The organism is Pseudomonas sp. R38(2017) (assembly GCF_002112395.1).
GTDB lineage: Bacteria > Pseudomonadota > Gammaproteobacteria > Pseudomonadales > Pseudomonadaceae > Aquipseudomonas.
Genome location: NZ_NEHN01000005.1, coordinates 256,076 through 280,540, shown reverse-complemented (window position 1 = coordinate 280,540; position 24,465 = coordinate 256,076). Strand labels below are relative to the sequence as shown.

General features: G+C 60.1%; 28 protein-coding genes and 1 pseudogene. 13 read left to right on the top strand and 16 right to left on the bottom strand.

From position 1 onward, the window contains the following. The first annotated feature begins 189 nt into the window (after window positions 1–189). Window positions 190–744 (top strand): cytochrome b, encoded by a 555-nt coding sequence (locus CAF87_RS14320; RefSeq protein WP_085731975.1) that lies wholly within the window; start codon window positions 190–192, stop codon window positions 742–744. A 209-nt stretch (window positions 745–953) separates the two neighbouring features. Here the strand turns inward: CAF87_RS14320 and CAF87_RS14315 are convergent, their stop codons facing one another. Next, the gene (locus tag CAF87_RS14315; protein WP_085731974.1) at window positions 954–1,532 is read right to left on the bottom strand and encodes a DUF4337 domain-containing protein; all 579 of its coding nucleotides are present in this window, start codon (window positions 1,530–1,532) and stop codon (window positions 954–956) included. A gap of 79 nt (window positions 1,533–1,611) precedes the next feature. On the opposite strand from CAF87_RS14315, the pseudogene CAF87_RS29700 reads away from it, so the two are divergent. After that, window positions 1,612–1,746: pseudogene (locus CAF87_RS29700) on the top strand (DUF6124 family protein); the annotation flags it as partial. Window positions 1,747–1,761: 15 nt separating this feature from the next. Here the strand turns inward: CAF87_RS29700 and CAF87_RS14305 are convergent. After that, window positions 1,762–2,163 carry a hypothetical protein gene (locus CAF87_RS14305; RefSeq protein WP_256576014.1) on the bottom strand — a complete coding sequence of 134 codons (402 nt, stop codon included), beginning with the start codon at window positions 2,161–2,163 and terminating at the stop codon, window positions 1,762–1,764. A 247-nt stretch (window positions 2,164–2,410) separates the two neighbouring features. Between CAF87_RS14305 and CAF87_RS14300 the strand changes: the two genes are divergently transcribed. Next, a complete protein-coding gene (locus CAF87_RS14300) occupies window positions 2,411–2,680 on the top strand; it encodes a hypothetical protein (RefSeq protein ID WP_085731972.1) in 270 nt (89 codons plus the stop codon). A gap of 144 nt (window positions 2,681–2,824) precedes the next feature. Here CAF87_RS14300 and CAF87_RS14295 read toward each other — a convergent pair whose 3' ends face one another. Together CAF87_RS14295 and CAF87_RS14290 are read right to left on the bottom strand one after the other, a co-directional pair. Beyond that, window positions 2,825–3,931, bottom strand: a complete 1,107-nt coding sequence (locus tag CAF87_RS14295; RefSeq protein ID WP_085731971.1) for a DNA alkylation repair protein — start codon at window positions 3,929–3,931, stop codon at window positions 2,825–2,827. Window positions 3,932–3,933: 2 nt separating this feature from the next. Further along, window positions 3,934–4,539, bottom strand: a complete 606-nt coding sequence (locus CAF87_RS14290; RefSeq protein WP_085731970.1) for a glutathione S-transferase — start codon at window positions 4,537–4,539, stop codon at window positions 3,934–3,936. Window positions 4,540–4,948: 409 nt separating this feature from the next. On the opposite strand from CAF87_RS14290, the gene CAF87_RS14285 reads away from it, so the two are divergent. From CAF87_RS14285 to CAF87_RS14275, 3 genes are all read left to right on the top strand, one after another. After that, window positions 4,949–5,353: a TraR/DksA C4-type zinc finger protein gene (locus CAF87_RS14285; RefSeq protein WP_039767046.1), complete on the top strand. Its 405-nt coding sequence runs from the start codon at window positions 4,949–4,951 to the stop codon at window positions 5,351–5,353. A 228-nt stretch (window positions 5,354–5,581) separates the two neighbouring features. Beyond that, window positions 5,582–7,186 (top strand): methyl-accepting chemotaxis protein, encoded by a 1,605-nt coding sequence (locus CAF87_RS14280; protein WP_085731969.1) that lies wholly within the window; start codon window positions 5,582–5,584, stop codon window positions 7,184–7,186. A gap of 113 nt (window positions 7,187–7,299) precedes the next feature. Beyond that, window positions 7,300–7,503: a hypothetical protein gene (locus CAF87_RS14275; protein WP_085731968.1), complete on the top strand. Its 204-nt coding sequence runs from the start codon at window positions 7,300–7,302 to the stop codon at window positions 7,501–7,503. A gap of 6 nt (window positions 7,504–7,509) precedes the next feature. Here the strand turns inward: CAF87_RS14275 and CAF87_RS14270 are convergent, their stop codons facing one another. Both CAF87_RS14270 and CAF87_RS29520 read right to left on the bottom strand, forming a co-directional pair. Continuing rightward, on the bottom strand, window positions 7,510–7,746 hold the full coding sequence (locus CAF87_RS14270) for a DUF2789 family protein (protein WP_085687730.1): 237 nt from the start codon (window positions 7,744–7,746) through the stop codon (window positions 7,510–7,512). A gap of 39 nt (window positions 7,747–7,785) precedes the next feature. Continuing rightward, window positions 7,786–8,049: a hypothetical protein gene (locus tag CAF87_RS29520; RefSeq protein WP_085731967.1), complete on the bottom strand. Its 264-nt coding sequence runs from the start codon at window positions 8,047–8,049 to the stop codon at window positions 7,786–7,788. A 406-nt stretch (window positions 8,050–8,455) separates the two neighbouring features. Between CAF87_RS29520 and CAF87_RS14260 the strand changes: the two genes are divergently transcribed. The 3 genes from CAF87_RS14260 to CAF87_RS14250 all read left to right on the top strand — a co-directional run bounded on the left by CAF87_RS14260 (window position 8,456) and on the right by CAF87_RS14250 (window position 10,270). Then, window positions 8,456–8,926, top strand: a complete 471-nt coding sequence (locus CAF87_RS14260) for a hypothetical protein (protein WP_085711422.1) — start codon at window positions 8,456–8,458, stop codon at window positions 8,924–8,926. Window positions 8,927–8,931: 5 nt separating this feature from the next. Further along, window positions 8,932–9,129, top strand: a complete 198-nt coding sequence (locus tag CAF87_RS14255; RefSeq protein WP_085731966.1) for a hypothetical protein — start codon at window positions 8,932–8,934, stop codon at window positions 9,127–9,129. Window positions 9,130–9,256: 127 nt separating this feature from the next. Next, window positions 9,257–10,270 (top strand): ABC transporter substrate-binding protein, encoded by a 1,014-nt coding sequence (locus CAF87_RS14250; RefSeq protein WP_085731965.1) that lies wholly within the window; start codon window positions 9,257–9,259, stop codon window positions 10,268–10,270. A 30-nt stretch (window positions 10,271–10,300) separates the two neighbouring features. Here the strand turns inward: CAF87_RS14250 and CAF87_RS14245 are convergent, their stop codons facing one another. Further along, window positions 10,301–12,433: a TonB-dependent siderophore receptor gene (locus CAF87_RS14245; RefSeq protein WP_085731964.1), complete on the bottom strand. Its 2,133-nt coding sequence runs from the start codon at window positions 12,431–12,433 to the stop codon at window positions 10,301–10,303. A 93-nt stretch (window positions 12,434–12,526) separates the two neighbouring features. After that, on the bottom strand, window positions 12,527–12,913 hold the full coding sequence (locus tag CAF87_RS14240) for a DUF2946 domain-containing protein (protein ID WP_085731963.1): 387 nt from the start codon (window positions 12,911–12,913) through the stop codon (window positions 12,527–12,529). Between the two features lie 94 nt (window positions 12,914–13,007). On the opposite strand from CAF87_RS14240, the gene CAF87_RS14235 reads away from it, so the two are divergent. Beyond that, window positions 13,008–13,448, top strand: a complete 441-nt coding sequence (locus CAF87_RS14235) for a DUF3995 domain-containing protein (RefSeq protein WP_085731962.1) — start codon at window positions 13,008–13,010, stop codon at window positions 13,446–13,448. Here the strand turns inward: CAF87_RS14235 and CAF87_RS14230 are convergent. The 7 genes from CAF87_RS14230 to CAF87_RS14200 form a co-directional block, all read right to left on the bottom strand. Beyond that, entirely contained in the window at window positions 13,445–13,807 is a 363-nt protein-coding gene (locus CAF87_RS14230) for a Na+/H+ antiporter subunit G (protein WP_085731961.1), read from the bottom strand. The genes CAF87_RS14235 and CAF87_RS14230 overlap by 4 nt on opposite strands. Continuing rightward, a complete protein-coding gene (locus CAF87_RS14225; protein ID WP_003225959.1) occupies window positions 13,804–14,082 on the bottom strand; it encodes a K+/H+ antiporter subunit F in 279 nt (92 codons plus the stop codon). Before CAF87_RS14225 ends, CAF87_RS14230 begins: the two co-directional genes overlap by 4 nt. Next, complete coding sequence (locus CAF87_RS14220; protein ID WP_085731960.1) at window positions 14,079–14,567, bottom strand: Na+/H+ antiporter subunit E; 489 nt, start codon at window positions 14,565–14,567, stop codon at window positions 14,079–14,081. The genes CAF87_RS14225 and CAF87_RS14220 overlap by 4 nt, the downstream gene beginning before the upstream one ends. After that, window positions 14,564–16,243, bottom strand: coding sequence for a monovalent cation/H+ antiporter subunit D (locus CAF87_RS14215; RefSeq protein WP_085731959.1), 1,680 nt, complete (start codon window positions 16,241–16,243; stop codon window positions 14,564–14,566). Before CAF87_RS14215 ends, CAF87_RS14220 begins: the two co-directional genes overlap by 4 nt. Next, on the bottom strand, window positions 16,240–16,584 hold the full coding sequence (locus CAF87_RS14210) for a Na+/H+ antiporter subunit C (RefSeq protein ID WP_003192163.1): 345 nt from the start codon (window positions 16,582–16,584) through the stop codon (window positions 16,240–16,242). The genes CAF87_RS14215 and CAF87_RS14210 overlap by 4 nt, the downstream gene beginning before the upstream one ends. Continuing rightward, entirely contained in the window at window positions 16,584–19,484 is a 2,901-nt protein-coding gene (locus tag CAF87_RS14205; RefSeq protein WP_085731958.1) for a monovalent cation/H+ antiporter subunit A, read from the bottom strand. Before CAF87_RS14205 ends, CAF87_RS14210 begins: the two co-directional genes overlap by 1 nt. Before the next feature lie 106 nt (window positions 19,485–19,590). Next, a complete protein-coding gene (locus tag CAF87_RS14200) occupies window positions 19,591–20,529 on the bottom strand; it encodes a DMT family transporter (RefSeq protein ID WP_085731957.1) in 939 nt (312 codons plus the stop codon). An 85-nt stretch (window positions 20,530–20,614) separates the two neighbouring features. Here CAF87_RS14200 and CAF87_RS14195 point away from each other — a divergent pair, with 85 nt between their 5' ends. The 3 genes from CAF87_RS14195 (at window position 20,615) to CAF87_RS14185 (ending at window position 24,261) form a co-directional block, all read left to right on the top strand. Then, window positions 20,615–21,178, top strand: coding sequence for a helix-turn-helix domain-containing protein (locus CAF87_RS14195; RefSeq protein ID WP_085731956.1), 564 nt, complete (start codon window positions 20,615–20,617; stop codon window positions 21,176–21,178). A gap of 216 nt (window positions 21,179–21,394) precedes the next feature. Next, on the top strand, window positions 21,395–22,798 hold the full coding sequence (locus CAF87_RS14190; RefSeq protein WP_085731955.1) for an LLM class flavin-dependent oxidoreductase: 1,404 nt from the start codon (window positions 21,395–21,397) through the stop codon (window positions 22,796–22,798). Window positions 22,799–22,857: 59 nt separating this feature from the next. Beyond that, entirely contained in the window at window positions 22,858–24,261 is a 1,404-nt protein-coding gene (locus tag CAF87_RS14185) for an FAD/NAD(P)-binding protein (protein ID WP_085731954.1), read from the top strand. Here CAF87_RS14185 and CAF87_RS14180 read toward each other — a convergent pair. Next, window positions 24,255–24,461, bottom strand: a complete 207-nt coding sequence (locus CAF87_RS14180) for a hypothetical protein (protein WP_085731953.1) — start codon at window positions 24,459–24,461, stop codon at window positions 24,255–24,257. The genes CAF87_RS14185 and CAF87_RS14180 overlap by 7 nt on opposite strands. Between the last annotated feature and the right edge of the window lie 4 nt (window positions 24,462–24,465).

Genomic DNA, 24,465 nt, shown 5'->3' with positions numbered 1-24,465 from the left:
TTAGGTTCGAGGGAAGTATCCAAACCATTTCTTAACGAAGTCTGAAGGTGAAAAAAAGTTAACGGGCAGTCTATCTTCAGACTGCCTTAAGACTGGGCAGGCAGGGTGGCACCGTCGGTTTGCCCGGCAACAAGATCGAGACTGTCGAACGAATCGACCGTCGCCCACGACAATCACGAGGCGCTTCTTATGACCCGCGACAACACCGTAACCCGTTATGGAAAACTATCAATCACGCTTCACTGGCTGATGCTGGCGCTGTTCGTCGGCGTGTATGCCTGTGTTGAAATCAAAGGTTTTATGCCTAAAGGCAGTGAAGCCCGAGGTCTGCTGATGGGCCTGCATGGCGCATTTGGTGCGGGTATCTTCGCCCTGGTATGGATTCGCCTGCTCGGGCGCCTGACGCCGCAGCCGCCGATCACCCCCAAGCCGCCAGCCTGGCAGACCGGCATATCACACCTGATGCACCTGGCGTTGTACGTACTGATGATCGTCACTCCGGTACTGGCCTGGCTGATGCTCGCCGCTGCCGACAAACCGTTTCCGTACTTCGGCTTCCATCTCCCGGCTCTGGTGGCTATCGATCCGGACTTTGCCAAACGACTCAAATACTGGCATGAACTGCTGGGCAGCACCGGCTACTGGCTGATCGGTCTGCATGCGGCGGCGGGGCTTTTTCACCACTACTGGGTGCGGGATAACACCTTGGTGCGGATGTTGCCGGGGCGCAGCAATTCGCAGTAGGCCCGTTCGAGTCAATCCCTGGAAGGTCGCCATTCTGGCACCTGCCCGCCGCAAGACCGCGCCGAGAATGATGTCGGGGGCATTGGCGGTGAAGCAGGCATTGGAGAACGTGGAACCGAAGGGGCTGGGGCCGTTCCCAAGCGAAAAGGAACAGATTCATGCACTGAATCTGTTCCTTTTTTCGTCGGCTTCAGCGGTTTCTACCTCATTCAGATATGCAACCAGGCCAGCGAGCCCAGCATGACCCCCAAGCCCGCCGCGCCAAACGAGACGCGCCTGAGCCACTCCTTGCGCGTCAGCAGGGTGATGGCCGCCAGTGAAATGGCGATTTGAATGGCTGTCATGGCCTGGGCCCAGCGGTGATGCTGGTGCAAAACCTGCTCTGACTTCTCGTCCCACTCTCGCGCCTGTTGCTCCAGAGTTTCCGCCTTTTTGCGGGCTTCCTCTTTCTGCTCCGCATAGCGCCGAGCCTCGGCAACGTAATGAGCGGAATCAAGTCCCGGAAGATGGCTGGCCAGTTCCGACAGGTTCTGCCGACTGGACTTGGCCTGGTAGTAGTTCCACTCGTTGGCCGCTTCGGTCTTCTGGATGGCGGCGTTGTTTTTGTCCATGGCCGCCTCACTCTCCGTCGAACCGGCCTGATAGCTCATCAGGGCGCCTACCGTCGCCATGATCGCCGTCATGACCGCAATCTTGCTGGCAAAGCGATCGCCTTTTGCGTGGGCATGATGGGTGGTGTGTTCAACGTGTTGCTCGTGAGGACTGGGGACTTCGAACTCTTCAGGCATGACGGTCGGACTTGGGTTGATGGAGGAATTTGCGCGGATTATGCAGGGTGGCCGGTTTTTTAGACACAGGGGACTTGTGGCTAGCGAATCCCTCGATTCCGCTAGCGAAATGCTCAGCAACTTCGCCGCCATCCTTGAGCCTGCACATCGCAAGACTGCTCTGGGCATCGCACAAGTGGTCATGGTCGCAGGACTGGCCGTGAATCAGGCGCTTTTTTGCTCGATGAGCTCAGCCGTTGGCGCCTGCTCGCTTTTCCGCCGTCACGATGCAAGCCTTGTAGAAATTGGAATGGAAATCGCTGATCGCTTTCTGCTGCAAGCTCTCGCTTGAGTACTGAGGAATCGCGTACGCCTCGCGAATCAGCGTCTTGAACAACTCACCCACATACTCGTTCTGCTTGGCTGCCGCTTCGGCCAGTTCCCACACCGAATCCATGGGCGCGCCTTGCTGCCTGCTTTTCATGACCTGTTTGGCCGAGTTTTCTATTCGTTGGCACTCTTCGAGCTCTTCCTGCGGCACAGGAGAGGCGAGAGCGGAAAGACTGATGGTGAAGGTTATTGCTGCTGCAGCAAGAGATCGTTTGTGCACGAGGTGTCGTCCGTGATTTTGAGGCTGAACCTTATCATTCATGGCGTGGCGCCACCATTGCGCGCAGGGTGATAGACAGGAAAAGAACCCGACGCGTTGCCCGAGTCGTGAGCGTTCAAAAAGATCTCTCCCCTCACTCCATCAGCTTGTCAATAGCACAGTTGAGCGACTGTGCAGCCGGCAGCGCGGTGGTAGGCTTTTTACGAGCGCCCGATCTGTTCAGATTATTGATTAAGGCAGGTCAGGCCAATGCACAAGACGCATGTCAGATAACTGAAAGGATTCGAAAATGAAAAAGTCCATCACTGCTCTGGCCGTATCCGCAACGCTCGCTTTCACCGCCACCGTTGCGAATGCTTCTGTACATCCGATCACCATTAAGGCTCCTCAAACTGTCAATCAAATAACAGCTTCTGTTGGCACGCCTTTCGGTACCCAACAAACAGCGGGTGAAATCCACATGGCCAGTCTGGCCAGAAGTTGCTCCGATGATCGATATTCCTGGTGGGAATACAGCGGTTGGGAAATCGTCGGCTGTCTCGCAAGCGGCCAGTGGTAACTGTGCAGATGGGCCTGGTGCGTGACTTGCGTGGCGAGTGCGCACCAGCGCTTGTTGTGAGGTTGGTTGTGATTCAGGTGCTGGATCAGGAACTCAACGCATAAACTCAATTCCGAGCCAAAAGGGCGAAACTGTCTTTTATAACTATGAAGTGAGAATGTTAACGGCAGTACTCCCCAACCGCTCCCCATTAACCATCACATGCACCGCATGCTCCCCCGCATAGTGCTTGCGCGTGGTGAAGTCCTTGATCACTTGCCTGCGCGACACAACCTCACTCCCAAACCCAGCCAAATCCAACGTCTTCAACTTGAAAACCTTGGTCGAAGTCCCGCCATTCGCCTTCACATAGTCAATCGCGTAATCAATCACCAACCGCTGTTCCACCGGCACCAACGACCGAACCGTAAACGACAGAGTGATCGTCTCACCAAGCCGCACAACTGCCGGCTCCACCTTCACATCCAGCAACTCAACCTCAGCCTTGGCCCCCGCACCAATAACAGTGAGAGCCCGCATAACGCCCTGTTTGATCAAACTCCGCAACGCATGTTTGGCAATCCAAGCCGTGTGCTTGTTCTCCAGCGCCCATCCCTCAACCGTATCCAGCACCCACTCCGGATGCTCCTTGGTCACGTCATTCAAATGATTCGCCACGGACTTGCGCACGTACAAACTCTCATCCGCCTTCAACCGGTCAAGAATCCCTGCGGCCAGGTGCGGGTTTGCCTGCACCGGCTCCAGGCGAAACGACCATGGGAGGCGAGGGCGGCTGCCTTCGCTGGCGAGGCGGCGGACGTGGTGGTTTTCGTCTCGTGCCCAGTCGTGCATCAGTTCCAGCGAGCGTTCCAGGTCGTTGCGCAGGAAGTGGCGGATGGCGAATTCGGAAGAGCCGAAGGTGGTGAAATACTTCAGGGCTTCCATTGAAGTGTCGAACGCGTGCGCGCCGTAGCTCGCGACGTAGTGCGGCAGGCACATGCTGACGAAGCCGCTGTTCAGGCGTGGAGCGAGTTCGCGTAGTACGTCGAGGGAATCGGCGTAGTCCAGTGGCAGCACGGCGTGCAGGCTTTCGCTGACGCGGGCCATGCGTTGCATGACCGAAAGGTCGGCTAGGCCGTCGTTGGCGTGCTTGAGAAAGGCCTTGGCCTTGAACGCCGGGTACACGGCGCTCATTTCTGTGGCGATATGTTGCAGGCGCTCGGCGTTGAAGATTTCTTTCAGGGCCGGGGCGGCGGTTTCAGTGGCGCTCATGGTCAGGTCATCGGTGTGCTGATGAACGCCTGGGTGCTTTCGGCGTACTCGGTGTATTGGGCGATGCGCGGGAAGCGCTCCGCGTCGATTTGGTCGGGGACGACGAGGCCGGTGAAGCTCCAGGCGACGGCGAGGGTGATGCCGTCCTGTTGGAGCGGGCCGTCGGTGGGCAGCGGGTGTTTTTCGAGTTCGTGTTCGAGGGCGGTAAAGGCGGCGGCGAGTTGGCCTTCGACGCGTTCGACCCATGGTTGATATTGAATGTCGGCCGGGCGCAGGTTGCGCTCGTAGTAAAGCTGCACGGCTTTTTCGCAGGCGGCGAGGCCGAGACCGATCAGGCGCAGGGCTTTTACCCGTTGCGACAGGTCGGCGGGCAGCAGGGTTTTGCCGATCAGGGCTTCGAGGTAGTCGAGGATCAGGGTCGAGTCGATCAGCACTTCGCCGTCATCGAGCACCAGAGTCGGCGCCTTGACCACCGGATTGATCTGCTGGAAGCGCTCGAAGTGACGGAACACCGACACCGGATCGTGTTCCAGTTCGATCCCCAGGCACTTGGCGGAGATCGCCACGCGGCGCACGTAAGGGGAGTCCAGCATGCCGATCAGTTTCATGACACGTTCCTTCAAGTCGAACCGGGGAGGGCATAACGTAGCCGAGGTTGGGGGGATTTGTCAGTCTTTGCGATGGGGTGGGTTTTGCGGTGACCGACCGTAACGAATTGCGACAAAGCGCCGCTCGTCCACCGTTTGTCTTCTATATACAGCCGCTCGACTGAATTTCTTGCTATAAACGCACTCCGATGAGCGCCTGAAGCCTGTGTCAGAGCAGTTTCCGGGCTTTGTCGGACAAATTCCCGGTATTTAGAGTTGCTGAGGCCTCAAACGGGCCTTAGACTGCCGCCCCTTCGTAAATTGAGTGCCGGGTGGCGTTTGCAATAAACGATGCCTTTCCGATGACCGCAGGCGGTTCGCCGGAACGCTCCCTAATTCGCCTTAATGCACGTTTTTTATAGAGATATCAATGACAAAGGACAAGTTGCTGGCCATGCCGGCAGATGACTACATGAATGCCGAGCAACACGCTTTCTTTCAAGAGCTGTTGCAGAACATGAAAGTCGAAACCCATGAGCGCATTGAGCAGAACCGTATTGCCATCGAGAGCCTGGACACTCCGGCTGACCCGGCGGACGCCGCCTCGGTGGAAGAAGAGCGCACCTGGCTGGTAAACGCGATCGATCGCGACCAGCGCATGCTGCCTCAACTGGAACAAGCCCTTGAGCGTATCAAGGAAGACAGCTTTGGCTGGTGCGACGACAGCGGCGAGCCTATCGGCCTGAAACGCCTGCTGATCAGCCCGACCACCAAGTACTGCATCGAAGCTCAAGAGCGTCACGAGCAGATCGACAAGCACCAGCGTCAGGCCTGATTCCTGAGGCGACCCCTTCAATGCGGGTCGTCGCGAAAAGATCGCAGCCTTCTGCAGCTTTTGTTCAAAGCGGCAGAAGGCTGCGATCTTTGCTTTTTCTCGTCTGCCGGAAACACCCGCACCGTTCCATTGACCTGCCACAGACCCACGACTAACGGACCATGGATAATGGCCTTGTAGTGGCGTTTAATGCAGTCACAACAATGAGAACAAGCGTGGGGTAACGAAATGACGAGAGATGGATCTCTGGTTGCGGCTCTGCCTGCACCAGTTGTTTTGCCGAAGAATCGCTGGCTGACGCCGACCTTGCAGAGCATCGCCCTGATGCTTTTGCTGGCCGGGATGACCTTCGGCGAATGGCCGTTATACGTGGGTATGCCGCTGGCGGTGCTGATTGTCTGGCTGCCGCGCCTGCGCTCCCGTGCGGTCCCCGATGCGCAGCCGGTCGATAGCAGCAACGCGATGTCCGAGCTGACTCGCGACCTTTCCTACACCACCAGTCATAACGCGCTGTCAGCTGCCGGTGTGGCGTTTTCCGTCAAGGAACTGGCCGGAAAACTGCAATCGCAACTCGATGCTGCCGCTCAGATCGTCAACAACGCAGAAGTCATGATCGCCACTGAGCAGGCCACTTCGCAGCTCAGTCGTGAAGCATTGGGTGCTGCCAGCGAAGCCCATCACAGCAGCGCGGCGGGGCGCACCGAACTGGTGGATTCGATCTCGCGCATGCATCAACTCAGCCAGCGTGCCAATGCCAGCCGCGAATTGATCGAAGCCTTGAGCCAGCGCAGCGATGACATCCAGCGCGTGACGCTGGTCATTCAGTCCATCGCCAGCCAGACCAACCTACTTGCATTGAACGCCGCCATTGAAGCGGCCCGGGCCGGCGAACACGGTCGCGGTTTTGCGGTGGTGGCGGATGAGGTGCGCGGCCTCGCGGCTCGCACCGCGACGGCCACTGGCGAAGTGGGTGAGATGGTCGCCGACATTCAGCAACGCACGGCGCAGGTGGTGGAGCAGATCCGCCAGCTCTCCGACGATTTGCACACTGGTGTCGAGCAGGTCGAACACACCGGGCAGCACCTGGAAAACATCGCGCTCTTGGCTGCCGGGGTTGAAACCCAGGTCGGTGAAATCGCCCGGGGTGCCGAGACCAACCGCGAACAGCTTGACAGCCTGTTCACCGCCATCGAGCAGATGCGCAGCGATCTGGCGATCAGCGATCAGCAGACCCGGCGCCTGGCCGAGGCGGCGGTGCAGATGGAGGGACAGGCGGAAACCATCAGCGAGCGCCTGGCCGAAGTCGGTCTGGATGACTATCACCAGCGCATCTACGACCTGGCCCGCGAAGGTGCGAGCCAGATTGCCGCGCGCTTCGAGGCCGATATCGAGCAGGGGCGGATCAGCCTGGAAGATTTGTTTGACCGCCAGTATCAGCCCATCCCGAACACCCAGCCTGCCAAGTTCCAGACTCGTTTCGACCGCTACACCGATCAGGTGCTGCCGGCGATTCAGGAGCCGTTACTGCCGCGCCACGAAGGCCTGGTGTTCGCCATCGCCTGCACGCAGCAAGGTTATGTGCCGACCCACAATCAGGTGTTCAGCCAGCCGCTGACCGGGGATGTGCAGGTCGATACCCTCAACAATCGCACCAAACGCAAATTCGCTGACCGCACTGGCATCCGTTGCGGCAGTCATCAGCAACCGGTGCTGTTGCAGACCTACACCCGCGATACCGGCGAGCTGATGCACGACCTGTCGGTGCCGATCATCGTCAAGGGTCGCCACTGGGGTGGATTGCGTCTGGGCTACAAACCGGAGAAGCCGCGCTGAGGCATTGTTGCCGGAACTGCAATTAAGCTGTGCAGCGGCGTTGCTGTTTCCTCTTGATCCACTTCATTAACATGCCTACATAGTTAGGTTGCTAATGAAGTTGGGAGGTCAGCATGCAATGCAGAGTCGATATCGCGGTGATGATCGGCAGCGGTGTACCCGCCGGACTGCGCGCGATGGGGCAAAGTGTCTGCTGGGTGGTGCTGCTCAATGGCGAGCAGCGCGGCACCGCTTTCGCCAGTCGCGATGAAGCCGAGGAGTGCAGGGCGGCGTGGCTCGCGCAGTTGGACGCCAGACCAGAGAACAGCCTGCACTGATCGAAATCATTTGCCCCGGTGCAGGCGCACATTCAGCTCGTCGACCATCACCGCTTCTTCGCCATCGGCACGCAGCCATTCCTTGAGCAACTGCGCTTGTTGCGGGCTCCAGAAGTCGGCGTCGATCAACTTGGTATCGGCTTCCAGCGGATGGGCTTCGATGAAATCGTCAATCGCCGCTTCCTCCGAAGGCAGCCCCAATTGATCGAACAGGGTTGTCAGGTTGTAGGCAGGCAGTTCCATGGTGTACTCCTTGAAGGATGGCGGGATCGATCACTCTCTTTATCTGAGGTGCTCGCTGGTCAGGAGTTCGATTCGCGATTCCAGAGAACGGGCGAGGGCGCAGGCGGCGTTATGATCTTCGCGGAAACCTCTGACAAGCCCCGTCGACTTTTCCCTGATATGGAAAAAGCTGTTGCCCGCCGGGACCACCTGAAACAACGGCTCCCGTCCACAAGGATCGATTGTAGGATCAGTCTCGAACACTGGAGTGTTCAAGGCAAAGACGGGTTCGTGAGTCACGGCAAAATGCGTCAAAGTGCACATATGAAGTCCTTTTCATGGATTGACCCGCATTTACAGACGGTTGCGGGTAGTCGTGAGCGGCGTCGCTGCTCTAGAATCGCCAACACCTGTTGACGGCATGACGTTATCTAAAGCAATTTTTTGCGTGCGATATGTCGGAAAAGTGCTTTTCTTGGTGGGTTTTTTCCCTAAAGTTCGTAGTCAGTTTTCTCTGGCCGACCGTGAGGCGTTTTCCTTCAACATTTGGAGAACGTCTTTGCAGGTTTCGCGAGTGGCATTCCAGTAGTCTTGTGAACCTCGCGTTGAATGAGCACTTGGCTCGTTCAGGCTTTTATTCGAGTCATTACGCAACATCATCGGCCTGGCCGTTTTTAACGTCGTGCGCGTTTTTCGCGTGCGGCACTCTTTCAAGTGTGGGGATGTTTCTTTGGCAGTCAGTAACCTCGATATGCATGCTTTGTTCGTGCTGGGTGATTTGCGGGCAAAGCTGGTCAAGCAGTTTCAATCGCGTTTTGTTTACATCACCGAGCAAAACGCCGAAGGCATTTACGTTGCCGAAATCGACACCGAAAGCGCATTGGTGGTCGACGACAAGCCCGGCCTCAAGCTCAAGGTCGGCGATCATTTCAGCGCTTCGGTACTGCCCAGCCGTGAAGGCGGCAAGATGGATATCCGTTTTCGCGAGATCAAGATGACCGTGTACGGACTGGGCGACTATGCCTTCGTCAGCACGGCCGACGGCCATGCCATCGTGTTCAAGGAAGGTCACAGCGCGGTCACCGTGTTCGCTGCCAATGAGCAATTGCAGGAAGGCCTGACCAAGACCCTGAAAGCCGTCACCGCCAAAGCCGCCAAATGGCGCAAGGGCGAGCTGGTGACCTTCAAGGCCAGCGAGTGACAGCTGTGAGTCGCGCCGATTTCCATCTGCAGAACCTCGACAGCGCCCGCGACGAAGCCCGGCGCCTGTTCGATGCAAAGGCCGAATTGAAGGGTGCCTGGCTCGGTTGGGTCGCCTCGCAGATCTACGCTTTGCAGCCTGCTGAATACGCCAGCATGGTCAGACGCGAGCTTCAACGCTTGAAGGAAATGTCTGAAAAGTAGCCTCGTCCGTGTGATGCCCCTGAAAAAGCAGGAACCTCGTCTACAGTCAGTTGACTGAGTATTCAGAGGCTGGCGGTCTTCTGTCAGGCCATCCTGCTATTGCTGTGAACAGCACGAGGTGCAAAGCATGAACGGATTTCGACGGTGGCTGGCCGCAGGGCTGGCCACAATGGGCTTGATAGCTGCGGTGCCGGCGGCCAATGCGGCACAGACCCCGATTCACTTCGCGGACCTGAACTGGGAAAGCGGTAGCCTGATCACCGATGTCCTGCGGATCATCGTCGAGAAGGGTTACGGCCTGCCGACGGACACGTTGCCAGGCACCACCATTACCCTGGAAACCGCGCTGGCCAACAATGACATTCAGGTTATCGGTGAGGAGTGGGCCGGGCGAAGTCCGGTGTGGGTCAAGGCCGAGGCTGAAGGCAAGGTCGCCAGCCTGGGCGATACGGTCAAGGGTGCCACCGAAGGCTGGTGGGTGCCGGAGTACGTGATCAAGGGCGATGCCGCCAAAGGCATCAAGCCGCTGGCACCGGACCTGCGTAGCGTCAGTGACCTGAAGAAGTACAAGGACGTGTTCAAGGATCCGGAAACCCCGAGCAAGGGGCGGTTCCTCAACAGCCCGATCGGCTGGACCTCGGAAGTGGTGAACAAGCAGAAGCTCACGGCTTATGGGCTGCAGGATGACTTCACCAATTTTCGCAGCGGTTCCGGCGCGGCGCTGGATGCCGAAATCAGTTCGTCGATCCGCCGGGGCAAACCGGTGCTGTTCTATTACTGGTCGCCGACGCCGTTGCTCGGCAAGTTCAAACTGGTACAGCTGGAAGAGCCGCCGTTCGACGCCGAGGCCTGGAAGACCCTGACGGACGCCGACAATCCCAATCCGAAACCGACCCGTTCACTGGCTTCGAAGCTATCGATCGGGGTATCTGCGCCATTCCAGAAGCAATACCCACAGATCGCGGCGTTCTTCAGCAAAGTCGATTTTCCGATCGAGGATCTGAACAAGGCACTGGCCGAAATGAGCGAGAAACACACCCCGCCACGGGAAGCGGCGGAGGCGTTCATGAAGGCCCATCCGGATGTTTGGCAGGCATGGTTGCCGAAGGATGTAGCAGACAAGGTTCAGGCAGGTTTGTAGTGAGGGAGCGTGCTCCCTCGCCAGGGTGAATCAGAATCGGGTCTGTACCGCCAGTTCAAAGGTGCGCGGCGTGCCCAGGTAATACGCCGGCGACACATGGGCGAATTCGGCATACACCTCGTTCGTCAGGTTACGCACGCGGCCAGTGACGGTGGTGTGCGAATCGACCTTGTAGCTGAGGAAACTCCCGAACAAGGTGTATGACGGCACGGTCATGGTGTTGGCATTGTCTGCATACACCGACGCCACATACCGCGCATCAACCCCGCCTTGCCACTGTGGGGAGAAGTCATAAGTCAACCACAGATTGCCGACCCGGTCCGGCACGTTGGTCGGCGTGTTGCCCTTGCGTGAAACCACCACGCCGGCAGCGTTCTTCTCGTTGAACTCGTCGTATTGCGCATCGACCCAGGCGACGTTGCCCTCGGCCAGCAGCTTGTCGGTAATCCGTAGTGAGCTGGCAATCTCGATGCCTTTGGACGTCTGCTGGCCGACTGGAATGCTGTTGGTCGGGTCCAGCGGATCAGTGATGGCAAAGTCTTTCCGCTCAATGGTGTAGGCGGCCACCGTCGCCGAACCACGGCCGTTCAGGTAGTCGAATTTGCTGCCGATTTCCCATTGCTTGCCCGTTGAAACATCGAAGTCCTGAGTACCACCGGGTTGTTCGGCGGCGGTGCTGTATTGCACGTAGACATTGGCTGCCGGAACGAATTGATACGTCAGGCCGACGCGCCCGGTGACCGGTTCCCAGCTGCGCTTGAGATGGCGCGGGTTGCTCGCCGTCACCGTGCGATGGTTGGTCACGTCCAGATCGATGTCGTCGTAGCGCAGGCCGGTGAGCAACGAAAGCTTGTCGGTCAGCGCCAGGCGGTTCTCGGCGAACAGGGCCTTGGTGGTGACCTCGTTGGTCTTGTCGCTGACAAAGCCGGGCTTCGTGCCCGGAATGTCATAGAAGTGCCCCGGACGATAATTGTTCGGGTCCACGGTGCTCGCGCCTTTGACGTTAAGCGGCGAATTGGTGGTCTGGTTGACCTTGTATTCGAAGCCGCCGGACCAAGTGGTGGCGAGGCCGAACAGCGTGCTGTCATGGCGTAACTCGAACTGGTTGCCGTCCTGCTCACCCTGGTGCCGGACCTGATAGGCCGTGGAGCGATTCACCGCGCTGTTGTCAGCGTTGTACTGGTAGGTTTCCAGGTTGCGGTAATCACGCTGGCTGTCGAGGTGATAGAGCGTGTTGCGCAGGGTCGTGCTGTCGTTGATCCGGTAATCGATGATCGAGCGCACCCAGATCGTCCGTTGCTCGTAGCGACCGTTCTCAACGTTGTAGTTGTTGAAGCGGTTGTGCCGGTCGATTTTCAACTCGCCAGCCTTGGGGTTGAGCACCGGGGTGCCCCAGTACGGGCTGTCTTCGTGTTCGTCCTGATATTCCAGGGCCAGAGTGTGCGACAGGTTCGGCGTCAGGTCGCTGAGCAGCGAGAACGCCATGCTCCAGGCATCGCGCTCCTGACGGTCGATGTAGCCGTTGCTGGTGTTGTGGCTGACGTCGAGACGCGTGTAATGCTGCACGTCGGCGCCGGGCTGGCTCAGAGCGTGGTTGAGGCCGAACGCGGTTTCGGTAGTGTCATAGGTGCCGTAGCTGACCCGGCCCTCGGCGACTTGCTCGTCGCGAGTGGCCAGTTTGGTCACGTAGTTCAGCGAGCCGCCCACCGAGCCTGCGCCATTGATCAGCGACGACGGGCCGCCGACCAGTTCCACCCGGTCATAAATCCACGAATCCACTGGCCGCGCCAGTCCGCCGGAGACGTTGACGCCATTGAACATTTGAGTGATCTGGCTGCTGGTGAAACCGCGATAGGAGACGAAACCGCCGAAGCCCGGCGGGGCACTGGCGTTGACGCCGGGCAGGGTGTTGGCGGCGTCCTGGAAGTTCTGCGCACCGTGGCGTTCGATGTCATAGCGATTGGCGATGGCCACCGAGGCCGGGGTGTCGCGTATGCTCAAGCCGAGGCGCGAGGCCATGCCGCTGGGCTGGTCGAGGCTCAGTCCCGGTTCGGCGGCGGATTCGCCGTCAATGGTGATCGGCGCCAAATCCACCGTGGATTGTGCCCAGGCGTTGACGGACAGGCAGCCGCACAGGCTCGCCAGCAAGGTAAGTTGTTTCATTGATTGAATCCTGAATGCTTGTCTAGGAGCCAGCGCACAGGCGAACGCCGCGCGCTGGCGCAGTGGGCTGACAAATCAAAAAGGTAAAGACACTCAGGCGAGCGGCGGGGCGCGGGGATTGGCCGAAGGCCAGGTGAACCGGGCAGGGAGGTCGGCGCTGACGATGACCGGCAGCGGTGGGCTGTGTTGTTCCGGCAGGATCGCCAGGGTCAGACTGGAGTTGAACGCCGGGCCCATGCCGCCGGTAGAGCACAGCGGGCAGCCAAAGGCTTTGGCCAGGGTCGGCAATTTTTCTTCAGTGGGATTGGACGCGAGTGGCGCCTGGGTGCTCGGGTCGACGGTGCAGAACTGGCCACCAGTACCGTTGAGCTGCATGCCGACCATTTGTCCGTGACCGATGCTGCAGGCGAACACATTGAACAGGACGCAGCAATAGAGCATCCAGGCCAGCAGTGAGCGATCGGAACGGGTGAGTTTCATGGGGCGGCACTTTACCGCACCGCCGACCGGTCGTGCATATGGAAAAATGCCGACTAGGATGTTTTGTTCAAATCCCTTTCAAGGATTCTCGACCATGACCTTTGTGTTGGCTCAATGGCTGGTGACGATATTTGCGGCGATCAGCCTGATGCACGTGTATTGGGCGATGGGTGGACAGTGGGCGACCGTGGCGGTGATACCGCAGGTTCCGGTGGATAACGGCGGGCAGGCGCTCAAACCGGCGTTCAAACCGTCAGGCTGGATCACGCTGGTGGTAGCGGCGGTCCTGCTACTGATTGCCGCACTGGTGTGCATGAGGGTGGGCTGGTGGTTTTCGCCAGTGCATCACTGGGCGTTGCAGTGGGTGATCAGTGCAATTGCGCTGCTGATGTTTGCGCGGGCGATCGGCGATTCGGAACTGGTGGGTTTTTTCAAGGAAGTGAAGGGATCGCGCTTTGCCCGGCTCGACACTTGGGTTTACTCACCGTTATGTCTGATTCTGGGAGCCGGGCTGTTGGCCGTCGCCTGGCTCTAACTGCCGGTTTCAGTACGGCGGCTGCTGACCTCGGCCGGCACATCATCCCCGGCCATGCGCTTGCGGAACAGCGCCGCACGCGCCAGTAGCAGGGTGGTCACCGGCACGGTGATCGCCAACAGGATCGGGATCAGCCACGCGTGCAGCACCGGCCCGGACTTGAGCGCGGAAAAACAGATGATCGACGCCAGCGCCACGCACCACGCGCCCAGGGTCGAGGCCAGCGCCGGGGGGTGCATGCGCTGGAAGTAATCCTTCATCCGCAACAACCCGGCTGCACCGATCAGGGCAAACACGCCGCTGAGTACCAGTAGGATCGCCACCGGAATTTCCACCCACAGAGACAATTCAACGTTCATTCGATCACCTCTCCACGCAGCAGGAATTTCGCCAGGGCAAACGAGCCGACGAAACCGAAAAGCGCGATCAGCAGCGCCGCTTCGAAATAGGTGTCACTGGAATAACGAATCCCCAGGGTCAGCATCATCAGCATGGCGACGATGTACAGGTAGTCCAGTGCGAGTACCCGGTCCTGTGCCGATGGCCCTTTGAACAGGCGGATCAGTGTCAGCACCATCGCCAGCGAGAACAGGAACAGCGTCAGCAGAATGGCATTCGACAGCAGCGGGCTCATTCGAAAATCTCCATCAACGGCCGCTCGTAAGTGACCTTGAAGTGCTGGATGAATTGCGCCTCGTCATCCAGATCCCAGACGTGCAGCAACAGAATGCTGCGATCCAGCGCCAGCTCTGACCACACCGTGCCGGGCACTACCGTACAGATCATCGATAGCGCCGCCAGACCGTTCGCATCACGCAGGTCCAGAGGCACCTTGATGAAGCGCGAACGGGGCGGCCGGCGTCCCGCGTTGAGCACACCCCACGCCACCACCAGATTGGAAATGACCACATCACGTCCAACCAGCAGGAACAGGCGCAGGATTGTACCGGGGCGGCGGATATGGATCTGTTGCGGGCGCAGTTTGCGCATCATCAGCGGCGCGCAGAAACCCAGTGCTGCGCCCAGCAGCAGGTTGCCGGGGCTGATCGACAGGTTCAGCACCAGCCATAGCAACCACAATGCAAGTGACAGCCACGGAGCAGGGAACAGGCGCTTCATGGTTGCACCTCCAGCAACGCAGCCTTGGCTTCCGGGCTTGGTACGGCGCGAGTGCCAAGCACCGCCATCACGTATTGCTGCGGGTTGTTCAACGCGTCTGCGGCGGCCTGGGTGTAACGCAGCAGTGGTTCAGCCTTGAAGGTCAGGGCGATGCTCAGACCGAGCAGCAGGAAAATCGGCGTGCATTCCAGTTTGCGCAACACGGGTGACGGGCGCTCCTCCGGCGACCAGAAGCGCTGGATGCCCAGGCGCGAGAACGCCATCAGCGAGCCGAGTCCGGTCAGGATCAACAGTGCCAGCAACGCCCAGGCAGCATTCGAGATCGGTTCGCCAGTGCCGAGCCCCAACGGATTGAGCAGGGCGCCGATCAGGCTCAGCTTGCCGATGAACCCCGACAGCGGCGGCATGCCAATGATCAGCAGCGCGCAGGCGATGAAGCTCAGGCCGAGGAAGGCCATGGTCCACGGAATCACTTGGCCGACCACGGCTTTCTGGTCATCGTCGAGGTTGATGCCCTTGACCGGCGGTTGCCATTGCTGCGGACGTGGCAACAGTTCGTTTTCGTCTTCCAGAGGCACTTCGACGGCGGTGCGTGAACGTTCGATCAGTTCCGCCAGCAGGAACAGCGCGCTGAGTGCCAGGGTCGAGCTGACCAGATAGAACAGCGCCGCGCCGATCAGGTTCGGCTGGGCGAAACCCACGGCAGACAGCAGAATCCCGGCCGACACCAGAATGCTCAGACTGGCCATGCGTTCCAGGCGTTGTGCGGCGATGATCGCCACGCCTGCGCAGAGCATGGTCGCCATGCCGCCGTAGATCAGCCAGTCGCCGCCGAAGTAAGCCGAAGCCCCGGCTTGGCCGGAGAACAGCAGCGTCCACAGGCGCAGCAGGGTGTAGACGCCGACCTTGGTCATGATCGCGAACATCGCCGCCACCGGCGCGCTGGCCGAGGAATAAGCCGGCACCAGCCAGAAGTTCAGCGGCCACATTCCGGCCTTGGCCAGGAACGCCACCGCAAGAATCGCCGCACCAGCATGCAGCAAGCCGCGGTCGGCTTCCGGCACCAGCGGAATCTTCATCGCGAGGTCAGCCATGTTCAGCGTGCCGGTGACGCCGTAGATCAGCGCCGCGCCAATCAGGAACAGCGACGATGCCAGCAGGTTGATCGAGATGTAATGCAGCCCCGACGACACCCGCGCCCGGCCCGAGCCGTGAAGCAGTAAACCGTACGATGCCGCAAGCAGCACTTCGAAAAACACGAACAGGTTGAACAGGTCCGCTGTCAGGAATGCGCCGTACAGGCCCATCAACTGAATCTGGAACAGTGCGTGGAAGCTCGAGCCTGCGCCATCCCAGCGCGCCATGGCGAACAGCAAAGCGCTGACGCCGATGATCCCGGTCAGTACCAGCATCAAGGCCGACAGCCGATCGACCACCAGCACGATGCCGAATGGCACCTGCCAGTTGCCCGGAAGGTAGACGCCGATGGAGCCGGGCACGCCGGTGGTCTGGGTCCATTGCAGCAACAGCAAGGAAACCACAAGGCCCAGCATGGTGGAGAACAGGTTGATCTTCGCCTTCAGCGGCCGGTGCTTTTCGCCAAGCATCAGCATGATGGCAGCCGTCAGCAGCGGCAGCAGGATCGGTGCGGCGATCAGGTGGGTCATCGCCGTCATTCCTTGGGCTCCCTTCCGTCAACGTGGTCGGTGCCGGTCAGGCCCCGCGACGCGAGCAGCACCACGAGGAACAGCGCGGTCATGGCGAAGCTGATAACGATCGCCGTCAGCACCAGCGCCTGAGGCAACGGGTCGGTGTAATTGAGCAGGTCCTGCGGTACTCCGTCCTTGATGATCGGTTCTTTGCCGATGAACAGGCTGCCCATGCTGAAGATGAACAGGTTGACGCCGTAGGACAGCAGGCACAGGCCCATGACCACCTGGAATGTCCGTGGACGCAGGATCAGCCAGACCCCGGACGCGGCGAGCACTCCGATGGCGATTGCGATGACTTCTTCCATCAGACGGCTCCCTTGATGGCGGCGGTTTTGTGGCCCCGGACCGATTGGTGGGCGAGGGCGGTGAGGATCAGCAATGTCGAACCGACTACCACCCCGTACACGCCAATGTCGAAGAACAGTGCGCTGGCGATATGGATGTCGCCCAGCACCGGCACGCTGAAATGCCAGGTGTGCGTGGTGAGGAACGGATAACCCGCCACCATTGCGCCGAGGCCAGTGACCGTGGCGAACAGCAACCCGGTGCCCATCCAGCGCAGCGGTCGCAGGCTCATTTGCGCCTCGACCCACTGGGTGCCGGCGACCATGTATTGCAGGATGAACGCCACTGACATCACCAGACCGGCGACAAACCCGCCACCTGGCTGGTTATGCCCGCGCAGGAACAGGTAGAACGACACCACCAGCGCAATCGGCAGCAGCAGGCGCACCAGCACCGCCGGCACCATCATGAAACCGAGCGCGGTGTCGCTGGCCGAACGCGGATTGACTAGATCGGTGACTACGTCCGGCGCCAGCAGGCGTTGCTGGGCTGGCAGTTGCAGGCTTTCTTTCGGTGGGCGGAAGCGTCGCAGCAGGGCGAATACGGTCAGCGCCACGGCCACCAGCACGGTGATTTCACCGAGGGTGTCGAAACCACGGAAGTCCACCAGCATCACGTTGACCACATTGCTGCCGCCGCCTTCAGGCAGGGCGCGACTCAGGTAGAACGAGGAAATGTCGTTCGGGGTCTGCCGGGTCAGCATTGCGTAGGACAGCAGCGCCATGCCGCCACCGACGGCAATCGACAACAGCAAGTCGCGCAGACGCCGCACACGGGCCTTGCGCAGGCTGCTCGGCAGCGGCGAAACCTCTTCGATCCGCCGTGGCAGCCAGCGCAGGCCGAGCAGGATCAGCACCGTGGTCACCACTTCGACCACTAGTTGCGTCAGGGCCAGGTCCGGTGCCGAGAACCAGACGAAGGTCACGCACGTCATCAGACCGCAGACGCTGACCATGGTCAGGGCGGCGAGACGGTGATACTTGGCCTGCCACGCGGCGCCGAGGGCGCAGGCGATTGCCAGCAGCCACAGGGTCACGAACACGATGGAGCCAGGGATCTTCGGCCGGTCGCCCCAGCTCAGGCTGCTGTGCAGCATCGGGATCAGGCCGGCCAGCACTGCCGCCAACACCATCAGGAACAGTTGGGTTTGCAGGCGTTTGGTGCCGATCCGCCGCTCCAGGCGTCGGGCCAGACGCATCATTGCCACCAGACTGCGCTCGAAAAGGCGCTTGCCGTTGAAGCGGCCTACCAGTGGCGGGAATTTGAAACGACCGCGCTTGAGCTGATTGCGCAGCAGCAGATAGACCACGATGCCGCCGGACATGGCGATCAGACTCATGATCATCGGAGCATTGAGGCCGTGCCAGATCGCCAGGCTGTATTCAGGCAGCACGCCACCCACCACCGGCAACGCGGCGGCGGCCAGCAACGGGCCGACCACTTGTGCCGGGAAAATCCCTACCAGCAAACAGGTGAAAACCAGCAACTCGACCGGTGCACGCATCCAGCGTGGCGGCTCGTGCGGTGTGTGCGGCAGGTCGGTGGCGGTCGGGCCGAAGAACACGTCGACGGTAAAGCGCAGCGAGTACGCAACGCTGAACGTACCGGCGATGGTCGCCACGATTGGCAGTGCAGCTTCAACCCACGCGGTGGCATTGATGAACACGGTTTCGGCGAAAAACATTTCTTTCGACAGGAAACCATTGAGCAACGGCACGCCGGCCATGGACGCACTGGCGACCATCGCCAGGGTGGCGGTGAACGGAATCAGTTTGAACAGACCGTTGAGCTTGCGGATGTCGCGGGTACCACTTTCGTGGTCGATGATCCCGGCAGCCATGAACAGCGAGGCCTTGAAGGTTGCGTGGTTGAGAATGTGGAACACCGCTGCGACGGCCGCCAGTGGACTGTTCAGGCCCAGCAGCAACGTGATCAGGCCGAGGTGGCTGATGGTCGAGTAGGCCAGCAGGCCCTTGAGGTCGTTCTGGAACATCGCGCAGTACGCGCCGAGCAACAGTGTGGCGGCTCCAGCGCCGCTGACGATGTAGAACCATTCTTCGCTGCCGGACAGCGACGGCCACAACCGGGCGAGCAGGAAAACCCCGGCCTTGACCATGGTCGCCGAGTGCAGATAGGCCGAAACCGGTGTCGGCGCCGCCATCGCGTGGGGCAGCCAGAAGTGGAAGGGGAATTGGGCGCTTTTGCTGAGGGCGCCGATGAGAATGAGGGGAAGCAGGATGGGGTAGAGGGCATGTGCACGAATCAGATCGCCGGCGGCCAGGACCTTGTCCAGGTCATAGCTGCCGACCACATGGCCGAGGATCATGACCCCCGCCAGCAGGCATAGCCCTCCCGCACCGGTGACCATCAACGCCATGTATGCACCACGGCGCGCGTCGTGGCGGTGGTGCCAGTAGCCGATCAACAGGAACGAGAAGAGGCTGGTCAGCTCCCAGAAGAATACGATCTGGATCAGGTTGCCGGAGATCACCAGCCCGAGCATGGCGCCCATGAACGCCAGAAAGAATGCGAAGAAACGCGGCACCGGGTCATCCGGCGACATGTAATAGCGGGCATATAAGGAAACGAGAGTGCCGATGCCCAGCACCAGCATTGAGAACAGCCAGGCGAAACCGTCCATGCGCAGGACGAAGTTCAGGCCCAGGCTGGGCAGCCACGTGAACTCTTCGCGGATCACGCCGCCATGGGCAATCTGCGGGAACAGCAAGGCGACCTGGACCGTGCCGATCAAAGCGACCAGGCCTGCCAGCAGGGATTCGGCGTTACGTGCGTTGTGCGGCAGCACGGCTGCCAGACAGCTGCCCACAAAAGGCAGAAGCAGTAGAACTATCAGGGACATAGGCTTCTAATCTGCGGAAGTTTGTGAAGCATCATACGTGCCAGCTCCCGGATCGCCAAACGCGAGGATGTCTCTGAATCCTACAAGGTAGTCGCAAAAACCTCGCTTAGCCTTCTGTCTCGCGCTCGAACTCTTCTGTGACCGCTTGTGTCGCTTTGCCCTTGGTCTTCAACTCACTGACAATCACCGCTGCCACGATCAGCCCGGCGCCCACCAGTGCAATCGCTGGCAGTCGCTCGCCAGCAATTCGTCCGGCGATCCCGGCCCACACCGGTTCTCCGGCGTAGATCAAGGTCGCGCGGGTGGGCGAAACACTTTTCTGCGCCCAGTTCATGGCCACCTGAATCGCCGCACTCATTGCGCCCAGCCCCAGGGCTGTACTCAGCAGTAGCCATGAAAAGTCTGGAAGCGCCTCACCGGTCGGCACCACCATCAAAAACGCCAGCGCCGAGGTCATCGCCAGTTGCACCACCGTCACCCGACGCACGTCGACTTGTCCGGCATAGGTGCTGATCAGGATGATCTCCGCCGCTATGGCGATGGCGCTGATCAGTGTGGCGATTTCACCGGGACTGAAATTCAACGATGCACCGGCCGGCCCCGACAGCAGCATCAACCCGGTAAACGCCAGCATGATCCCGATGCTCGGCATCAAACCGGGACGACGACCGAGCACCAACCATTGCAGCAACGGCACGAACGGCACGTATAGCGCAGTGATGAACGCCGACTGGCTGCTCGGGATACTCTGCAAGCCAACGGTCTGCAAGCCATAACCGAGCATGATCGCCACGCCAATGAACGCACCGGCCTTGAGCTCGAACAAGGTCAGTTCACGCATGTGTTTCCACGAAAACATCGCCACGATGCTCGCCGCAGCGGCAAAGCGCAGGCCGACGAAAAACATCGGGCCGCTGACGGTCATCGCGTGCTGCACCAGCAGAAAGGTACCGCCCCAGAGCATGGTGATCAGCACGAGCACGCACTCGGCTTTGCTGAACCGGGAAAAGCGCAGGGGAGTTTGGGGGGAGCTGGCTGACGTCATGATCTTGCGCACTTTTGAAGAGGGGACGCACAATGCGCCAAATGTTGCGCAGTATACTGCCCAACCCTAGCCAGTGAGCAATATAGTGCACAAAGATTCTGTACAACGGGCTTCGGTCCTGCAACACGTCAGCCAGAACGTCCGACGCCTGCGCCACGCCGCCGACATGAGCCAGACGACTCTCGCGGAAAAGTCCGGGGTCAGCCGGCGCATGTTGGTGGCCATCGAGGCAGGTGAAAAAAACGTCAGCCTGACGACGCTTGACCGGGTTGCCGAAGCTCTGGGTGTGGCCTTCAGTGATCTGATCCAGGCCCCGGATAACCGCGATCCGGGCCGTATCAACGAACTGGCCTGGGCCGGCAGCATTCCCGGCAGTAAAGCGGTGCTGTTGTCCAAGGCAGCGGCCACCCGGGAAGTGGAGCAATGGGAATGGTGCCTGCAACCTGGGGAGGTTTATCCTTCGCAAGCCGATGCCGAAGGCTGGAGCGAACAGATTTTCGTGTTCGAGGGCTGCCTGACGCTGATACTCGGCGATCAACCCCAGCACATCGCCGCCGGTGAGTTTTTCATGTTCGCCAGCAACCAGCCGCACACCTATCGCAATGACGGGGCAGTGGCGGTACGGTTTGTGCGCAATGTGGTGATCTGACTGTTGCAAGGCCGACAGCGGATAAACAGTTTGCTCTGCCTTTCGCTCGGATTGCTTTAAGTTGTTGTCTCAATTTATTGATAAATAAAGAAAATATATTCAGGCACGACTCCTGCAAACTATTCCGCATCCTCATCCGGAAACCACGGAGTCGCCTTACATGACCGCTTCAAATCAAACCTCTAAACGCCTCCTGAACATCGGGAGTGCCGCCTGATGCCCCGCGAAATCCGTCTCAACGCCTTCGATATGAACTGCGTCGGCCACCAGTCGCCGGGCCTGTGGGCGCACCCTCGCGATCGTTCCTGGCAGTACAAGGATCTGGAGTACTGGATCGATCTGGCGAAAATCCTCGAGCGCGGCAAGTTCGACGGCTTGTTCATCGCCGACGTGCTGGGCATCTACGACGTGTACAACGGCAACGGCAAAGCAGCGATCCGGCAGGCGGCGCAGGTGCCGGTCAACGATCCGTTGCAATTGATCCCGCCGATGGCTCTGGTCACCGAGCACTTGGGTTTCGGTCTTACCGCATCGTTGTCCTTCGAGCATCCGTATCCATTTGCCCGACGCCTGTCGACCCTCGATCACCTGACCAAGGGCCGCGCCGGCTGGAACATCGTCACGTCCTATCTGGAGAGCGGTGCGAAAAACATCGGCCAGCAAGCCCAGACCGAACACGACGCGCGCTACGACTTCGCCGAGGAATACCTGGAGGTCTGCTACAAACTCTGGGAAGGCAGCTGGGAAGATGGCGCGATTTTGCGGGATCGCGAGCGGCGGATCTTCAGTGACCCGAGCAAGATCCACGAGATCCGCCACCACGGTAAACACTTCCACGTGCCGGGCATTCACCTTTGCGAGCCGTCGCCGCAGCGCACACCGGTTCTCTATCAGGCGGGCGCGTCCAGCCGTGGCAAACAGTTTGCCGCTGAACATGCCGAGTGCGTATTTGTCGCGGCACCGTCGAAAGTGCTACTCAAGAAAACCGTGGCTGACATTCGCCGTCGCGCCGCCGAGGCCGGGCGAGATCCGTCGAAGATCCTGATCTTCAACCTGCAAACCGTGATCCTCGGCGAGACCGATGCCAAGGCCAAAGCCAAGTTCGAAGAATACAAATCCTGGGTGAGTTACGAGGGTGCGATGGCGCTGATTTCGGGCTGGACCGGTATCGACTTCAGCCGCTTCAAACCGGACGAACCGCTCAAGCACGTACATACCAACGCGATTCAGTCTGCCGTGGAAGCGTTTTCGACAGCGGACCCGAACAAGGTCTGGACTCCGAATGAGCTGGCCGACTGGGTCGGTATCGGCGGTTTCGGCCCGTTGTTCGTCGGCAGCCCGGAAACCGTCGCTGACCTGCTACAGGAATGGGTCGACGAAACCGACGTCGATGGCTTCAACCTGGCCTACGCATTGACCCACGAAACCTTCATCGACGCCGTGGAATTGTTGGTGCCTGAGCTGCAGAAACGCGGCGTCTACAAGACCGATTACGCACCCGGAACGTTACGCGAGAAGCTGTTTGGCGAAGGGCCGAAATTGCCGCAGATCCATCCGGGCAGCGGTTATCGAAACCTGGGTGAACTGCGTCGGCAGGAGAAAAAGGTTACGTCTGTCTAGACTCGCTCGCAGCGTCTGCACGACACTGACTTGAGCAAATCCTCTGCAGCGAGAACGGCATGACTCAAACCGATACGGCCGACATCCTGATTGTCGGCGGCGGCCTCAGCGGCACGATGCTGGCGGTGCAATTGCTGCGCCTGCCGGGGCGGCGACGGATTCTGGTAGTCGAGCCCCGGGCCGAATTGGGCCGGGGCGAAGCGTACAGCGCGGTTGAACTGGGCCATACGCTCAATGGCAACGCAGCGCGAACGAGCGTCGACCCCAGCAACGCCGAGGACCTGACTCAATGGCTGACTGATCACATTGCCAGCGGCGGCTGGCCGGAGTCGGATCAGCAACATGTACCAGTCAGTGAACTGTTTCCGCCACGAGGTCTGTTCGGTGTGTATGTGCAGCAGCGACTGGCTGAAGCGCAGCTGGTGGGCAGGCAGCATGGTTCGACGGTCGAGCACGTGCGCGCAGAGGTGATTGATGTACAGGCTTCAGCCGATTCGGTGCAGCTCTCCTTGAGCGATGGCCGGCGACTGCAAGGCGCTTTTGCGGTGCTCGCCACCGGTATGTTCCCCGCCGCCCGTACGCCGCAAACGCAATCCAGCGGCCTCAACGCGGCTGGGCTCGATCCTTGGGATGTGGGCGCCATGCGCCAGCTCGATCCGCAATCGACCGTGCTGATCATCGGCTCCGGCCTGACCATGGTCGATGCCGTGGTTTCGCTGGAGCAGGCCGGGCATCGCGGGCCGATCGAGGTGTTTTCCCGGCACGGGCTGCTGCCCCATGTCCGTCGCCAGCCGCCTGCGTGGGTGGACTTCCTCGCCGAGGATCACAGTATCCGCACGCCACGCCAGTTACTGCGTGAATTGCGCCGGCATTGCCGGGATGCCATCAATCAAGGCATCGACTGGCAGGCACCGCTGGACATCGTACGCGCGCACATCGGTCGGCTGTGGAGCCAGGCGAGCGATGTACAGCGCCGGCAATTCGTGCGGCATGTGCGGCCGTGGTGGGAGAGCCATCACCATCGTTCGCCTCCACTGAGTGCGGAGTTGGTTGCGCGTCTGCACCGCGAAGGACGCCTGCGTATTCACGCAGCGTCCTATAAAGGTCTGGAACCGGTGTCGGGCGCTGGTGTCGGGATTCGCATCCGTCGTCGGGGTGAAAATGAAACACGCGTGGTGCAAGGCGCGGCGCTGATCAATTCCAGCGGTATCGAGTATGACTGGCGCCGCGTCGACCGACCCTTGCCGCAACAATTGCTGGCCCGTGGGCTGGTGCAACCGGGGCCTTTGGCGCTGGGAATTGCGGCGGCGGTAGACGGTGCGGTGCTGGATGCGCAGGGAAACGTGTCACAACGACTGTTCGCGATGGGCCCGCCACTGAGAGGGATGTGGTGGGAAAGTACGGCGGTGACCGATGTTGCGTCGCAGGCCAAGGCGTTGGCGGTGCGCCTGGTGGCTCAGTAGTTGTAACCGTACTCGGAGGCGTTCTGCGCAACGTAGAGCGTCTGCTCCAGGCTGCCCGTGGCTGCGCTGCCAAGGCCGACGATGCCGGACTGGCCGACACTCGTCATGGCAACGACGTGCCCGTTGCCATGGGCGTTGGCAATCGCGGAGGTGGCGCCGATCAGCGCGATGATGAACCCGAGGGCGATAAAGTCTTTCATGGGG

What these genes read in the sequence shown, in the direction of transcription:
- CAF87_RS14225 (WP_003225959.1), bottom strand. Translation starts at nt 14,082, where the DNA reads ATGAGCCCGCTGCTGTCGAATGCCATTCTGCTGACGCTGTTCCTGTTC.
- CAF87_RS14270 (WP_085687730.1), bottom strand. Translation starts at nt 7,746, where the DNA reads ATGGAACTGCCTGCCTACAACCTGACAACCCTGTTCGATCAATTGGGG.
- CAF87_RS14280 (WP_085731969.1), top strand. Translation starts at nt 5,582, where the DNA reads ATGACGAGAGATGGATCTCTGGTTGCGGCTCTGCCTGCACCAGTTGTT.
- CAF87_RS29520 (WP_085731967.1), bottom strand. Translation starts at nt 8,049, where the DNA reads ATGTGCACTTTGACGCATTTTGCCGTGACTCACGAACCCGTCTTTGCC.
- CAF87_RS14185 (WP_085731954.1), top strand. Translation starts at nt 22,858, where the DNA reads ATGACTCAAACCGATACGGCCGACATCCTGATTGTCGGCGGCGGCCTC.
- CAF87_RS14180 (WP_085731953.1), bottom strand. Translation starts at nt 24,461, where the DNA reads ATGAAAGACTTTATCGCCCTCGGGTTCATCATCGCGCTGATCGGCGCC.
- CAF87_RS14215 (WP_085731959.1), bottom strand. Translation starts at nt 16,243, where the DNA reads ATGACGGCGATGACCCACCTGATCGCCGCACCGATCCTGCTGCCGCTG.
- CAF87_RS14285 (WP_039767046.1), top strand. Translation starts at nt 4,949, where the DNA reads ATGACAAAGGACAAGTTGCTGGCCATGCCGGCAGATGACTACATGAAT.
- CAF87_RS14205 (WP_085731958.1), bottom strand. Translation starts at nt 19,484, where the DNA reads ATGTCCCTGATAGTTCTACTGCTTCTGCCTTTTGTGGGCAGCTGTCTG.
- CAF87_RS14230 (WP_085731961.1), bottom strand. Translation starts at nt 13,807, where the DNA reads ATGAACGTTGAATTGTCTCTGTGGGTGGAAATTCCGGTGGCGATCCTA.
- CAF87_RS14250 (WP_085731965.1), top strand. Translation starts at nt 9,257, where the DNA reads ATGAACGGATTTCGACGGTGGCTGGCCGCAGGGCTGGCCACAATGGGC.
- CAF87_RS14210 (WP_003192163.1), bottom strand. Translation starts at nt 16,584, where the DNA reads ATGGAAGAAGTCATCGCAATCGCCATCGGAGTGCTCGCCGCGTCCGGG.
- CAF87_RS14305 (WP_256576014.1), bottom strand. Translation starts at nt 2,163, where the DNA reads ATGAATGATAAGGTTCAGCCTCAAAATCACGGACGACACCTCGTGCAC.
- CAF87_RS14245 (WP_085731964.1), bottom strand. Translation starts at nt 12,433, where the DNA reads ATGAAACAACTTACCTTGCTGGCGAGCCTGTGCGGCTGCCTGTCCGTC.
- CAF87_RS14220 (WP_085731960.1), bottom strand. Translation starts at nt 14,567, where the DNA reads ATGAAGCGCCTGTTCCCTGCTCCGTGGCTGTCACTTGCATTGTGGTTG.
- CAF87_RS14300 (WP_085731972.1), top strand. Translation starts at nt 2,411, where the DNA reads ATGAAAAAGTCCATCACTGCTCTGGCCGTATCCGCAACGCTCGCTTTC.
- CAF87_RS14290 (WP_085731970.1), bottom strand. Translation starts at nt 4,539, where the DNA reads ATGAAACTGATCGGCATGCTGGACTCCCCTTACGTGCGCCGCGTGGCG.
- CAF87_RS14240 (WP_085731963.1), bottom strand. Translation starts at nt 12,913, where the DNA reads ATGAAACTCACCCGTTCCGATCGCTCACTGCTGGCCTGGATGCTCTAT.
- CAF87_RS14235 (WP_085731962.1), top strand. Translation starts at nt 13,008, where the DNA reads ATGACCTTTGTGTTGGCTCAATGGCTGGTGACGATATTTGCGGCGATC.
- CAF87_RS14320 (WP_085731975.1), top strand. Translation starts at nt 190, where the DNA reads ATGACCCGCGACAACACCGTAACCCGTTATGGAAAACTATCAATCACG.
- CAF87_RS14315 (WP_085731974.1), bottom strand. Translation starts at nt 1,532, where the DNA reads ATGCCTGAAGAGTTCGAAGTCCCCAGTCCTCACGAGCAACACGTTGAA.
- CAF87_RS14275 (WP_085731968.1), top strand. Translation starts at nt 7,300, where the DNA reads ATGCAATGCAGAGTCGATATCGCGGTGATGATCGGCAGCGGTGTACCC.
- CAF87_RS14200 (WP_085731957.1), bottom strand. Translation starts at nt 20,529, where the DNA reads ATGACGTCAGCCAGCTCCCCCCAAACTCCCCTGCGCTTTTCCCGGTTC.
- CAF87_RS14295 (WP_085731971.1), bottom strand. Translation starts at nt 3,931, where the DNA reads ATGAGCGCCACTGAAACCGCCGCCCCGGCCCTGAAAGAAATCTTCAAC.
- CAF87_RS14190 (WP_085731955.1), top strand. Translation starts at nt 21,395, where the DNA reads ATGCCCCGCGAAATCCGTCTCAACGCCTTCGATATGAACTGCGTCGGC.